The sequence below is a fragment of the Streptomyces sp. SID1328 genome (assembly GCF_009865595.1).
GTDB lineage: Bacteria > Actinomycetota > Actinomycetes > Streptomycetales > Streptomycetaceae > Streptomyces > Streptomyces griseoluteus.
In genome coordinates this window covers 1-13,603 of the sequence record NZ_WWKH01000515.1, presented here as the reverse complement: position 1 = coordinate 13,603, position 13,603 = coordinate 1, and the positions used below count along the sequence as shown (strand labels likewise).

The window sequence follows — 13,603 nt, the reverse complement described above, 5'->3', positions numbered from 1 at the left end:
CCGAGCGCGGCCAGCGCCTCGGCGGCGGCCGCGCACCGGGGCGGGTCCCGGTGATTGAGAAGCAGCACCAGCGACTCGAACGCCCGCCGGTCCCCGGCGACTCCGAGCCGGTAGGCGGCCAACTCCCTGGCCCAGAGCGGCTGGCCGGGCGCGGTGAGGACTTCGGCCAGCTCGTCGTGATCCCCGGTGCCCACCAGCCTCTCGTAGGCGGCTCCGCCCCGCGACTCCCGCCGTAAGCGGTCGGTGAGCACTCGCAACTCTTCGTCCACATACCCAGCGTAGGCGCGTGATGACGATGAAGGGAGGTACATCACAAAGCCGAGTTGGCGCCCGCCACTGGCGCGCTCGTTACTCACTGGTTAAGCTCAGACGAGCGAGTTACCCACTCGCGCTTCGGCTGGCGACGGTCTGGTGACGCAACCGTCGAGAGCACGACCCGGCTCCGGGACAGGGCCGGTCGGCAAGTTGGACCGTCATGGGCGTGTGCGCGCCCGTCACGACGGCACCGGGCGTGTGCGCTTCGCAGCCCGGCAACACCCGCATCCCCGCGCTTCGGCACGCGTCCTCACGCGTGCGGCGCGTCCCTCGTCGTCACCACTCTTCCTGGAGTTCCGCGATGGCCACTCCCCTGTCCCACACCCCTCCCTCCCCGCTGCGGACGATCGCCGTGGTCGGTCTCGGCACCATGGGCACCGGTCTCACCGAGGTCCTGGCGCGGGCCGGCCGCGACGTGGTCGGCATCGACATCGACGCGGCCCAGGCCGCCACGTGCGTCCAGGCGCTGGAGCGCTCCACCGCCCGCGCCGTCGAGCGCGGCCGGCTCACCGAGCCCGAGCGCGCCGCCCTGCTGGACCGGGTCACCACCTCGACCGACCTCGCCGCGGCCGCCGACGCCGACCTCGTGATCGAGGTGGCCCCGGAGTCGTACGAGATCAAGCAGCAGATCCTCGCCGAACTGGACCGCGTGGTGCGGCCCGAGGCCATCCTGGCCACCGGCACCAACGCGCTCTCCGTCACCCGGCTCGCCGCCGGCTCGGAGCGCCCCGAGCGCGTTCTCGGCCTGCACTTCTTCAACCCGGTGCAGGCGATGAAGCTGGTGGAGGTCGTCTCCTCGGTGCTGACCGCACCGCAGGCGGTCACCGCCGTCACCGACCTCGCGGTCGAGCTGGGCAAGGAGCCGGTCGCGGTGGGTGACCGCCCCGGATTCGTCGCGGACGGCCTGCTGTTCGGCTACCTGAACCAGGCCGCCGCGATGTACGAGGCGCGCTACGCCTCCCGCGAGGACATCGACGCCGCGATGCGGCTGGGCTGCGGTCTGCCCATGGGCCCGCTCGCCCTGCTGGACCTGATCGGCGTGGACACCGCCCGCCGGGTCCTGGAGGCGATGTACACCGAGTCCCGCGACCGGCTGCACGCCCCGGCGCCGATCCTGAAGCAGCTCAGCGAAGCGGGCCTGACCGGCCGCAAGGCGGGCCGCGGCTTCTACACCTACGCGGCTCCGGGCAGCGCCGAGACCGTCCCGGACGCCCTCACCCCGGTGCCCGGCAGCGCCGCGACGACGGGCCGTACGGTGCGCTCGGTGGGCGTGGCCGGATCCGGCACGATGGCGTCGGGCATCGCGGAGGTGTTCGCCAAGGCCGGGTTCGAGGTGATCCTGGCCGCCCGCAGCGAGGAGAAGGCACAGGCCGCGAAGGCCCGCGTCGGCAAGTCGCTGGACCGCTCCGTCGCCAAGGGCCGCCTGACCGCCGAGTCGGCGGCGGGGATGCTGGAGCGGATCACCCCGGCGGGCGGCTACGAGGCGTTCGCGGACGTCGACCTGGCCGTGGAGGCGGTCGCGGAGGACCTGGACGTCAAGCGGCAGCTCTTCCAGGCGCTGGACAAGGTCTGCAAGCCGGGCGCGGTCCTGGCCACCACCACCTCCTCACTGCCCGTCGTCGCCTGCGCCCGCGCCACCTCGCGCCCGCAGGACGTGATCGGCATGCACTTCTTCAACCCGGCCCCGGCGATGAAGCTGGTGGAGGTGGTGCGCACCGTCCTCACCGCCGACGACACCCACGCCACCGTCCGCGAGGTCTGCGCCAGGCTGGGCAAGCACCCGGTGGACTGCGGCGACCGTGCCGGCTTCATCGTGAACGCGCTGCTGTTCCCGTACCTGAACAACGCGATCAAGATGGTCGAGGAGCACTACGCGACCCTGGACGACATCGACGCGGCGATGCGGCTGGGCGGCGGCTACCCGATGGGCCCGTTCGAACTGCTGGACGTGGTCGGTCTCGACGTCTCGCTGGCCATCGAGAAGGTGCTGCACCGCGAGTTCCGCGACCCGGGTCTCGCCCCGGCGCCGCTGCTGGAGCACCTGGTGGCGGCGGGCTGCCTGGGCCGCAAGACCGGCCGGGGCTTCCGCGAGTATGCCCGCCGCTGACGGCGGCGGTCTCCGGGACGGGCCGGAGTGGGGCGGGCTGCTCGAACCGGGCGGCCTCACCCCGCCCGGCCGGGCCCCCGCCCGCTCAGGGGACGAGGGCCTCCCGGCACCCGCGCGTGGCACGGCGTCCATGCAGTACGTTCGGGTCATGTCCCAGCCCGTCAGGTCCTCACGTACATCCGCCGCCTCCGACGCACCGGAGAGCGCCGCGGGCGGCCGCGCCGCCGCCCAGCGGCTGAAGATGCGCCGGGAACTGGCGGCGGCCGCCATGGAGCTCTTCGCGTCCAAGGGGTACGAGGCGACCACGGTGGACGAGATCGCGGCGGCGGCCGGGGTCGCCCGGCGCACGTTCTTCCGCCACTTCCGCTCCAAGGAAGAGGCGATCTTCCCCGACCACGACGACACCCTGATCCGGGCCGAGGCGGTGCTCAACGCGGCCCCGGCGCACGAGCATCCGCTCGACACCGTGTGCCGCGGGATCAAGGAGGTCATGCGGATGTACGCGGCCCAGCCGGAGATCTCGGTGGCCCGCTACCGGCTGACCCGCGAGGTGCCGACGCTGCGCGAGGCGGAGATCGCCTCGGTGGCCCGCTACGAGCGGCTGTTCACCCGCTATCTGCTGGGCCACTTCGACGAGCGGGCGCATGCCGACGACGCCAACGACGATCCGCTGCTGGCCGAGGTCGCCGCGTCCGCCGTGGTCACCGCCCACAACCATGTGCTGCGGCGCTGGCTGCGGGCGGACGGCCAGGGCGACGTGGAGGCGCAGCTCGACCACGCCTTCGCCATCGTGCGCCGGACCTTCGGCACCGGTATCGGCGCCGGCCGCAGTACGGCGGCCACGCCCGCTCCGGCGACGGTCTCCGCGCAGGGCGAGGTGCTGGTGACGGTCGCCCGCACCGACGCCCCGCTGGACGAGGTCATGCGGACCATCGAGCAGGCACTCAAGGAGCGCTGAGCACGCCTTTTCCGCTGTGACGACGGCCACCCCCCGGGGTGGCCGTTTTGCCATGTCCGGGCCCGTTTTCTGGCGCCCTCCGGAGCCCGTTCGATCGATCATCGCTCATTTGTTGCGTAAAGATTTCATGTGAGAGGAAGTTCTGGCACTCAGTGCCTTGCCGCCTGACACGCGGTGTCATACGTTGAGAGTGTCCGGACGGCCGGCGCGTAGCGAAATCCCGCGCGTCGGCTGTCCCCGCAAGCCACCCGGCTCGCGCGTCCGGACGCCTGCGTCACAGGCAACCTCCCGCGCCACCAAGCGCCGCCGAAGCACCCGCCGCCAACCGACGGCACCCCCCCTCGCACCCCCGAGCGCACTTCCCGCACCGACGAAACCCCAGCGCCCCTCCCTCAAGGACGCTCACCGCCGGAGGCAATACCGTGACCGTGAAGGACATCCTCGCCGCGATCCAGTCGGACGCCACGTCCGCCGATTTCGCCGCCATCCCGCTGCCCGAGTCGTACCGCGCGATCACCGTGCACAAGGACGAGACGGAGATGTTCGCGGGCCTCGAGACCCGCGACAAGGACCCCCGAAAGTCCACCCACCTCGACGAGGTGCCGCTGCCCGAGCTGGGCCCCGGCGAGGCCCTGGTGGCCGTCATGGCCTCCTCGGTGAACTACAACTCGGTGTGGACCTCGATCTTCGAGCCGCTGTCCACCTTCGGGTTCCTGGAGCGCTACGGGCGCACCAACGAGCTGGCCAAGCGGCACGACCTGCCGTACCACATCATCGGCTCCGACCTCGCGGGCGTCGTCCTGCGCACCGGACCCGGTGTGAACGCCTGGAAGCCCGGTGACGAGGTCGTCGCGCACTGTCTCTCCGTCGAGATGGAGTCCTCCGACGGCCACAACGACACGATGCTCGACCCCGAGCAGCGCATCTGGGGCTTCGAGACCAACTTCGGCGGGCTCGCGGAGATCGCCCTCGTCAAGTCCAACCAGCTCATGCCGAAGCCCGGCCACCTGAGCTGGGAGGAGGCCGCCGCCCCCGGCCTGGTCAACTCCACCGCCTACCGCCAGCTCGTCTCCCGCAACGGCGCCGGCATGAAGCAGGGCGACAACGTGCTGATCTGGGGCGCCAGCGGCGGGCTCGGCTCGTACGCCACCCAGTTCGCCCTCGCCGGCGGCGCCAACCCGATCTGTGTCGTCTCCAGCGACCAGAAGGCCGACATCTGCCGCTCGATGGGCGCCGAGGCGATCATCGACCGCAACGCCGAGGGCTACAAGTTCTGGAAGGACGAGCGGACCCAGGACCCCAAGGAGTGGAAGCGCTTCGGCAAGCGCATCCGCGAGCTGACCGGCGGCGAGGACATCGACATCGTCTTCGAGCACCCCGGCCGCGAGACCTTCGGCGCCAGCGTCTTCGTCACCCGCAAGGGCGGCACCATCACCACCTGCGCCTCGACCTCGGGCTACATGCACGAGTACGACAACCGCTACCTGTGGATGTCGCTCAAGCGCATCATCGGCTCCCACTTCGCCAACTACCGCGAGGCGTGGGAGGCCAACCGCCTGATCGCCAAGGGCAAGATCCACCCGACCCTGTCCAAGGTGTACTCACTGGAGGACACCGGCCAGGCCGCGTACGACGTGCACCGCAACCTCCACCAGGGCAAGGTCGGCGTGCTGTGCCTGGCCCCCGAGGAGGGCCTCGGCGTCCGCGACGCCGAGCTGCGCGCCGAGCACATCGACGCGATCAACCGCTTCCGGAACGTCTGAGGAGCGACACGTGACAGAGCGTCAGGCGCCGCAGGCGCGTCAGAAGGACCGTCCGTGGCTCATGCGGACCTACGCCGGGCACTCGACGGCGGAGGCGTCCAACGAGCTGTACCGGCGCAACCTCGCCAAGGGCCAGACCGGTCTGTCGGTGGCGTTCGACCTGCCCACCCAGACCGGCTACGACGCCGACCACATCCTCGCCCGCGGCGAGGTCGGCCGGGTCGGCGTGCCCGTCTCGCACCTGGGTGACATGCGCCGGCTGTTCCAGGACATCCCCCTGGACCAGATGAACACCTCGATGACGATCAACGCCACCGCCATGTGGCTGCTGGCGCTCTATCAGGTCGTCGCCGAGGAGCAGGGTGTCGACATTACCCGGCTTCAGGGCACGACCCAGAACGACATCGTCAAGGAGTACCTCTCGCGCGGGACGCACGTCTTCCCGCCGGGACCCTCGCTCCGGCTGACGACCGACATGATCGCGTACACGGTGTCCCACATCCCCAAGTGGAACCCGATCAACATCTGCAGCTACCACCTCCAGGAGGCCGGCGCCACGCCGGTCCAGGAGATCGCCTACGCCATGTCCACCGCCATCGCGGTGCTGGACGCGGTGCGCGACTCGGGCCAGGTGCCCGAGGAGCGCATGGGCGACGTGGTGGCCCGGATCTCCTTCTTCGTCAACGCGGGCGTCCGCTTCGTCGAGGAGATGTGCAAGATGCGCGCCTTCGGCCGCATCTGGGACCAGGTCACCCGCGAGCGGTACGGCATCGAGGACCCCAAGCAGCGCCGGTTCCGCTACGGCGTCCAGGTCAACTCGCTCGGCCTGACCGAGGCGCAGCCGGAGAACAACGTCCAGCGGATCGTGCTGGAGATGCTGGCCGTGACGCTGTCGAAGGACGCCCGCGCGCGGGCGGTGCAGCTCCCCGCCTGGAACGAGGCGCTGGGCCTGCCCCGGCCCTGGGACCAGCAGTGGTCGCTGCGCATCCAGCAGGTGCTGGCGCACGAGAGCGACCTGCTGGAGTACGAGGACATCTTCGCCGGCTCGCACGTCATCGAGGAGAAGGTGTCCGCCCTGGTGGACGACTCCTTCGCGGAGATGGCCCGGATCGAGGAGATGGGCGGGGCGATGGCCGCCGTCGAGTCCGGCTACCTCAAGGCCCAGCTGGTGGCCTCGCACGCCGAGCGGCGGGCGCGGATCGAGTCCGGCGAAGAGAAGATCATCGGCGTCAACATCTTCGAGACGACCGAGCCCAACCCGCTCACCGCCGACCTGGACACCGCGATCCAGACGGTCGACCCGGCCGTGGAGAACCGGGTGATCGAGGCGCTGGGCACCTGGCGGGACACCCGCTACCAGCCGCCCTTCAACCACCCGCGCCCGTGCAAGGCGCTGGAGAAGCTGAAGGAGGCCGCCAAGGGCACCGACAACCTCATGGAGGCCACCCTGGAGTGCGCCCGCGCCGGTGTCACGACCGGCGAGTGGGCGGGGGCGCTGCGCGAGGTGTTCGGCGAGTACCGGGCGCCGACCGGCGTCTCCTCCGCCCCGGTGGCGGTGCCCGCCGAGGCCGGGTCAGCGATGGCCGGGGTGCGGGCGCGGGTGGACGCCACCGCGCGCGACCTGGGCGTGGGCAAGCTGCGCTTCCTGGTGGGCAAGCCGGGCCTGGACGGGCACTCCAACGGCGCCGAGCAGATCGCCGTACGCGCCCGTGACGCCGGGTTCGAGGTGGTCTACCAGGGCATCCGGCTGACCCCGGAGCAGATCGTGGACGCCGCCCTCGCGGAGGACGTGCACGCGGTGGGCCTGTCCATCCTGTCCGGCTCGCACGCCCAGTTGGTGCCGGACGTGCTGGACCGGCTGCGCGAGGCCGGGGCGCACGACATCCCGGTGATCGCGGGCGGGATCATTCCCAACGCTGACGCCGAACTGCTGAAGTCGGCCGGCGTGGCCGCCGTGTTCACCCCGAAGGACTTCGACATCACCGGAATCATCGGCCGTATCGTCGACGAGATCCGCACAGCGAACAAGCTCGACCCCCTGGAGGTCCCCGCATGACGACCCCTGTCAACCGCCTGCGTCCGCGCCGCTCCTGTCTCGCGGTGCCGGGCAGCAACCCGCGGTTCCTGGAGAAGGCGCAGGGTCTCCCGGCCGACCAGGTCTTCCTCGACCTGGAGGACGCGTGCGCGCCGCTCGCCAAGCCGGAAGCGCGGCACACCATCGTCAAGTTCCTCAATGAGGGCGACTGGACGGGCAAGACGCGGGTCGTACGGGTGAACGACTGGACGACCGAGTGGACGTACCGCGATGTCGTGACGGTCGTCGAGGGCGCCGGCCCCAACCTCGACTGCATCATGCTGCCCAAGGTGCAGAACGCCCAGCAGGTGGTCGCCCTGGACCTGCTGCTGACCCAGATCGAGAAGACGATGGGCTTCGAGGTCGGCCGCATCGGCATCGAGGCGCAGATCGAGAACGCCCAGGGTCTCAACAACGTCAATGAGATCGCCTCTGCCAGTCCGCGTATCGAGACGATCATCTTCGGTCCGGCCGACTTCATGGCGTCGATCAACATGAAGTCGCTCGTCGTGGGAGAGCAGCCGCCCGGTTATCCGGCGGACGCCTACCACTACATCCTGATGAAGATCCTGATGGCCGCCCGCGCCAACGACCTCCAGGCGATCGACGGCCCCTACCTCCAGATCCGCAACGTGGACGGCTTCCGCGAGGTCGCCGGCCGTGCCGCCGCCCTCGGGTTCGACGGCAAGTGGGTGCTGCACCCCGGCCAGGTGGACGCCGCCAACGAGGTCTTCTCCCCCTCGCAGGAGGACTACGACCACGCCGAGCTGATCCTGGACGCCTACGAGTACTGCACCTCCGAGGCGGGCGGCAAGAAGGGTTCGGCGATGCTCGGCGACGAGATGATCGACGAGGCCAGCCGCAAGATGGCCCTGGTCATCGCGGGCAAGGGCCGCGCGGCCGGGATGCGGCGGACGTCCAAGTTCGAGATTCCGGAGGCGTGAGCATGCAGTTCGGGCGCACCTACGAGGAGTTCGAGGTCGGGGCCGTCTACAAGCACTGGCCCGGCAAGACGGTCACCGAGTACGACGACCACCTCTTCTGCCTCCTCACCATGAACCACCACCCGCTCCACATGGACGCCAACTACGCCGAGAGCACCACGGACTTCGGCAAGAACGTGGTGGTCGGCAACTACATCTACTCGCTGCTGCTCGGCATGTCGGTGCCGGACGTGTCCGGCAAGGCGATCGCCAACCTGGAGATCGAGTCGCTGAAGCACGTGGCGCCGACCTTCCACGGCGACACCATCTACGGCGAGACGACCGTGCTCGACAAGTGGCCGTCGAAGTCGAAGAACGACCGCGGGATCGTGCACGTCGAGACCAAGGGCTACAAGCAGGACGGCACCCTGGTGTGCGTCTTCCGCCGCAAGGTCATGGTGCCGACCGAGACGTACATCAAGGAGCGCGGCGGCGAGCAGCCCGGCCGCCCGGAGCTCAAGGAGCAGGTGAAGTAGATGGCGCGCCTCGCCCAGACCGCCGGTCTGACGGACATCCAGCAGGAGATCCTCTCCACCGTCCGCGACTTCGTGGACAAGGAGATCATCCCGGTCGCCACCGAGCTGGAGCACCGTGACGAGTACCCGCAAGCGATCGTCGACGGCCTGAAGGAACTCGGCCTGTTCGGCCTGATGATCCCCGAGGAGTACGGGGGCCTGGGCGAGTCGCTGCTCACCTACGCGCTGTGCGTGGAGGAGATCGCCCGCGGCTGGATGTCGGTCTCCGGAATCATCAACACGCACTTCATCGTGGCGTACATGCTCAAGCAGCACGGCACGCAGGAGCAGAAGGACCACTTCCTGCCGCGCATGGCGGCGGGCGACATCCGGGGCGCGTTCTCGATGTCGGAGCCGGCGCTCGGCTCGGACGTGTCGGCCATCACGTCCAAGGCGGTGAAGGACGGCGAGGAGTACGTCCTCAACGGCCAGAAGATGTGGCTGACGAACGGCGGAACGTCCTCGTTGGTGGCCGTTCTGGTCCGGAGTGACGAAGGACACCCCGAGGGCACCGCGCCCCACAAGTCCATGACAACCTTCCTGGTGGAGAAGGAGCCCGGCTTCGGCGAGGTCCGACCCGGTCTCACCATCCCCGGCAAGATCGACAAGATGGGGTACAAGGGCGTCGACACCACCGAGCTGATCATGGACGGCCTGCGCGTTCCGGTCGACCGGGTCCTCGGCGGCGTCACGGGCCGGGGTTTTTACCAGATGATGGACGGCGTCGAGGTGGGCCGCGTCAACGTCGCGGCGCGTGGCTGCGGTGTCGCCCAGCGCGCCTTCGAGCTGGGCGTTCAGTACGCCCAGCAGCGGCACACCTTCGGCAAGCAGATCGCCCAGCACCAGGCCATTCAGTTCAAGCTGGCCGAGATGGCCACCAAGGTCGAGGCCGCCCATGCCATGATGGTGAACGCCGCACGCAAAAAGGACTCCGGGGAGCGAAACGACCTGGAGGCCGGAATGGCCAAGTACCTGGCCTCCGAGTACTGCAAGGAGGTCGTCGAGGACGCGTTCCGCATCCACGGCGGCTACGGCTTCTCCAAGGAGTACGAGATCGAGCGCCTGTACCGCGAGGCGCCGATGCTGCTGATCGGCGAGGGTACCGCCGAGATCCAGAAAATGATCATCGGTCGCCGCCTGCTCGAAGAGTATCGGTTCCAGGGCTGATTGTCCGGAGACGGGGTGTTATCGCCGAGAAGAAGATCACACCCTGTCGACGGTCTTCGGCCGCCGACTCGGCTTCCTGGCTTGCCCAGTTGCGGCCCGCGCCCGGTACGATCCCCGGAAAGCCGCCGTCCCCCGTCATTGCGCGGCATCATCCGCTACGAAGGTCATCCATGCCCCACAGCCAAACCTCTGCACCCAGCGACAGCCGAGCCGGCGGCGTACGCCTCGCGCGCGGAGCATCGCCGTGGCTCCTCCCGACCGTCGCCACCGCGGCCCTCAGCCTGGCACGGGCCCGCCGCTCGGGCGTCGCCAAGGCCGTCGCCGTGCCCGCCACCGCTCTCGCGGCGGGCATGCTGTGGTTCTTCCGCGACCCGGAGCGCGAGATCACCGCGGGCCGCGTCATCTCGCCCGCCGACGGTGTGGTGCAGAGCATCATGCCCTGGAAGGACGGCCGCACCCGCGTAGCCATCTTCATGAGCCCGCTCAACGTCCACGTCAACCGGGCGCCGCTGGCGGGCACCGTGACGTCGGTCGAGCACATCCCCGGCGGCTTTGTTCCGGCTTTCAACAAGGAGAGCGAGAACAACGAGCGCGTAGTCTGGCATTTCGACACCGAACTCGGCGACATCGAGATGATCCAGATCGCGGGCGCTGTGGCCCGCCGCATCGTGCCTTACATCCCTGAGGGCACGAAGGTCGAGCAGGGTGACCGCATCGGTCTGATCCGCTTCGGCTCGCGTGTCGACCTCTACCTGCCCGAGGGTGTGGAGGTCGACGTCGAGGTCGGTCAGAAGACCGTGGCTGGGGTGACTCGCATTGACCGTGATTGATCCAGAGACACAGGCGGGCTGGGTGCCTGAGGCAGACGAGGCGGGCGACGAGGAGGAGATGCCCCTCTCTATGCGCCTGTCGATAGCGGACACCCTCACGCTCGGCAACGCGACCTGCGGCTTCATGGCGGTGTACTTCACCACCACCGGCATCCTGATCCCGCACCTCACCGGCAGCCAGGAATCCGGCATGGCCCGCCACAGCGCGGCCACGGCGGTCATCCTGATGCTCTGCGCGGCGGTGTTCGACCTCTTCGACGGGCTGGTGGCGCGCAAGCTGCGCTCCTCCCCGATGGGCGCGGAGCTGGACAACCTCTCCGACCTGATCAGCTTCGGCCTGGCCCCGGCGTACTTCGTCCTGGTCTACGGCATGGTCGCGGACGACGCGCACCAGCGGGTGGCGGCTCTCGGGGCGATCGTGGTGCTGCTCGCCGTCGTGCTGAGGCTCGCGCGGTTCTCGTGCGTGACGCTGAAGGACGGCATGTTCCAGGGCATGCCCTCGCCGTTCGGCGCGCTGACGGTCGTCTCCATCGTGCTGCTGGAGCTGCCGTTCCCGGCGACGCTGCTGGCCATCCTGGGTACCGCGTGGCTGATGGTGAGCCGGGTCGAGTACCCGAAGCCGCGCGGCCGCCTCGCCGGCGCGATGCTCGGCTGGATCGTCCTCTCCATGGGTCTGCTGGCCGCCTGGGCCTTCGATGCCCCGGGCGGGCAGCTCCTCCTCCAGACGGGCTGCGCACTCCAGCTCGTCATGGGAGCGGTGATCCCCCTGTTCGCCACGGCCCGCCGGGTGAACAACTTCCGCGACAACCGCCGGGAGGCGCGAGCGGCACAGCTGCCGTAACGCGCGATCGCTTCGCTTCGGGGCCCCGGACCTTTGCTGGTCCGGGGCCCCTTTGCTGTGCCCGGCCCTCGGTGTCACCTCAGGTGCTGCTCCGCGATACGGGACGCGACCTGTTCCAGCAGCGGGCCCGCCTGGGCCATGCAGGTGGCGGGATCGGGTTCCAGAGCCGTGAGGGGGTAGGCCGCTGTGATGCCGGCTCGGCGGAGGGCCTCGGGGGGCAGGGTCAGGCGGCCGCACACGGCGAAGACCTCCTTGCCCGCGGCGCGGGCGGCTGCGGCCACGCCGGCCGGGGCCTTGCCGTGCAGGGTCTGTTCGTCCAGGGCGCCCTCGCCGGTGATGACGACGTCGGCGCGGGCCAGGGCTTCGGCGAAGCCCAGGACGTCGAGCATGACCTCGATCCCGGCCCGGAAACGGGCGCCGAGGAGGAGGGCGGCGTAGCCGACGCCGCCCGCCGCGCCCGCGCCGGGGCGGTCCGCGAGATCGGGGGCCAGGACGGCCGCGAAGCGGGCGAGGGCGGCGTCGAGGAGGGGCACGTCGGCCGGGGAGGCGCCCTTCTGCGGGCCGTAGACGGCGGCGGCGCCGTGCGGGCCGGTGAGGGGGTTGTCCACATCGCTGGCCAGAACCAGCTCGACGGAGGCGAGCCGGGGGTCGAGGCCGGTCAGGTCGGCCTCGGCGAGGTCGGCGAGTCCGCCGCCGCCCGGCCCGACCGGCTCCCCCCGCTCGTCCAGGAACCGCGCGCCGAGCGCCGTGAGCATCCCGGCGCCCCCGTCCGTCGTGGCGCTGCCGCCGACGCCGAGGACGACGGTCCGGGCGCCCGAGTCCAGCGCGGCCCGCAGCAGCTCGCCGGAGCCGTGGGTGGAGGCGGTGAGCGGGGCGAGGGTCCCGGCCGGGAGGCGGCGGAGTCCGCTGGCCTCGGCCATTTCCACGACCGCCGTGTCCCCGCGTACCGCGAAGGCGGCGGTCACCGGATGCCCGAGCGGCCCGGCGACCTTCACCTCCCGGCGCTCGAACCCGGCGGCGACGGCCGCGTCCACGGTCCCGTCCCCGCCGTCGGCCACGGGCAGCGTCTCGACCGCGACGCCCGGTACGGCGCCGCGCAACCCGGCCGCCACATGCGCGGCCACCTCCGCCGCCGTCAGCGACCCCTTGAACTTGTCCGGGGCGACGAGCACCCCGCGGCCCACACCGTCCACCACTCCGCGTCCCCTCACCACTCGCTCCACCGCCCCTGCGGGTCGGCGCGGCGTCCACCCTAGGGGTTGTGATCCACGCCCCCTCGTTACCCTGCCTGGATGACCACCTCTGACGACTTCGCCACGTACATCGCGGGCCTGCCCCGCGTCCTGTCCGCCGCCGCGACCCTGTTCCGGGACGCGGAGGGCCGGGTCTTCCTGGTCGAGCCGAACTACCGGCCGGGGTGGGGCCTGCCGGGCGGCACCATCGAGTCCGACGACGGCGAGACGCCCCGCCTGGGCGCCCGCCGCGAGACGCTGGAGGAGATCGGCCTGGACCGCGCGCCGGGCCGCCTGCTGGCCGTGGACTGGGTCCCGGTCCCCGGTCACATGCCCCTGGTCGCCTACCTCTACGACGGCGGCGTCCTCACCGACGCCGACTTCAAGGCCATCCGCCTCCAGGAGGAGGAACTCCTCTCCTGGCGCCTCGTCCCCCGCACCGACCTCCCCGACTACCTCCCCCCGCCCCTGGGCCGCCGGGTCCTCGCCGCCCTGGACGCCCTGGAGGACGGCAACGGCCCGGCGGAACTGGAGAACGGCCACCGGGCGGTCTGACGATGACCGGTCCCTGCCCCGTGAACGACGACCGCTGGCTCGCCACGGTGTTCGCCGTGCCGTTGATCCTGCTGACCCTCGTCTCCGCCTACTTCTGCTGGACCGCGCTGACGATCCGGCCCTCCGGGGCATGGGACGACGACGCGTACGCGGGGATCGTGCTGGCGTGTGTGATGAGTGCCGGGGCGGCCGGGGTGGCGGCGGCGGTGTGGGTGGTGCCGGCGGTGCGGCGGGTGCTGGGGTGGGGGTGGGTGGTGCCGGCC

The 13,603-nt window shown here is 70.6% G+C and carries 12 protein-coding genes and 1 pseudogene; 11 read left to right on the top strand and 2 right to left on the bottom strand.

The features are described from left to right. Positions 1–269 (bottom strand): annotated as a pseudogene (locus GT030_RS16105) (adenylosuccinate lyase); the annotation flags it as partial. A 347-nt stretch (positions 270–616) separates the two neighbouring features. On the opposite strand from GT030_RS16105, the gene GT030_RS16100 reads away from it, so the two are divergent. The 9 genes from GT030_RS16100 to pssA all read left to right on the top strand — a co-directional run bounded on the left by GT030_RS16100 (position 617) and on the right by pssA (position 11,553). Next, the gene (locus GT030_RS16100) at positions 617–2,422 is read left to right on the top strand and encodes a 3-hydroxyacyl-CoA dehydrogenase (protein ID WP_161201684.1); all 1,806 of its coding nucleotides are present in this window, start codon (positions 617–619) and stop codon (positions 2,420–2,422) included. A gap of 148 nt (positions 2,423–2,570) precedes the next feature. Continuing rightward, positions 2,571–3,380 (top strand): TetR family transcriptional regulator, encoded by an 810-nt coding sequence (locus GT030_RS16095; protein ID WP_031183670.1) that lies wholly within the window; start codon positions 2,571–2,573, stop codon positions 3,378–3,380. Positions 3,381–3,802: 422 nt separating this feature from the next. After that, on the top strand, positions 3,803–5,143 hold the full coding sequence (gene ccrA, locus GT030_RS16090; protein ID WP_037855229.1) for a crotonyl-CoA carboxylase/reductase: 1,341 nt from the start codon (positions 3,803–3,805) through the stop codon (positions 5,141–5,143). 10 nt (positions 5,144–5,153) lie between these two features. After that, positions 5,154–7,199, top strand: coding sequence for a protein meaA (locus GT030_RS16085; RefSeq protein ID WP_161201682.1), 2,046 nt, complete (start codon positions 5,154–5,156; stop codon positions 7,197–7,199). Then, complete coding sequence (locus GT030_RS16080) at positions 7,196–8,161, top strand: CoA ester lyase (protein WP_161201681.1); 966 nt, start codon at positions 7,196–7,198, stop codon at positions 8,159–8,161. Before GT030_RS16085 ends, GT030_RS16080 begins: the two co-directional genes overlap by 4 nt. Positions 8,162–8,163: 2 nt before the next feature. Further along, positions 8,164–8,676, top strand: a complete 513-nt coding sequence (locus tag GT030_RS16075; RefSeq protein ID WP_030809541.1) for a MaoC family dehydratase — start codon at positions 8,164–8,166, stop codon at positions 8,674–8,676. Continuing rightward, positions 8,677–9,882: an acyl-CoA dehydrogenase family protein gene (locus GT030_RS16070; protein ID WP_161201680.1), complete on the top strand. Its 1,206-nt coding sequence runs from the start codon at positions 8,677–8,679 to the stop codon at positions 9,880–9,882. A gap of 170 nt (positions 9,883–10,052) precedes the next feature. Further along, a complete protein-coding gene (locus GT030_RS16065) occupies positions 10,053–10,712 on the top strand; it encodes a phosphatidylserine decarboxylase (protein WP_086691036.1) in 660 nt (219 codons plus the stop codon). A 22-nt stretch (positions 10,713–10,734) separates the two neighbouring features. Then, positions 10,735–11,553, top strand: coding sequence for a CDP-diacylglycerol--serine O-phosphatidyltransferase (gene pssA, locus GT030_RS16060; protein WP_161201679.1), 819 nt, complete (start codon positions 10,735–10,737; stop codon positions 11,551–11,553). Positions 11,554–11,627: 74 nt separating this feature from the next. On the opposite strand, the gene GT030_RS16055 is transcribed toward pssA, so the two are convergent. Further along, positions 11,628–12,764: a glycerate kinase gene (locus GT030_RS16055; protein WP_346009656.1), complete on the bottom strand. Its 1,137-nt coding sequence runs from the start codon at positions 12,762–12,764 to the stop codon at positions 11,628–11,630. Positions 12,765–12,845: 81 nt separating this feature from the next. On the opposite strand from GT030_RS16055, the gene GT030_RS16050 reads away from it, so the two are divergent. Further along, positions 12,846–13,340: an NUDIX hydrolase gene (locus tag GT030_RS16050; RefSeq protein ID WP_161201678.1), complete on the top strand. Its 495-nt coding sequence runs from the start codon at positions 12,846–12,848 to the stop codon at positions 13,338–13,340. 2 nt (positions 13,341–13,342) lie between these two features. Next, positions 13,343–13,603 (top strand): hypothetical protein (locus tag GT030_RS16045; protein ID WP_161201677.1); only part of this gene is annotated, 261 nt, incomplete at its 3' end.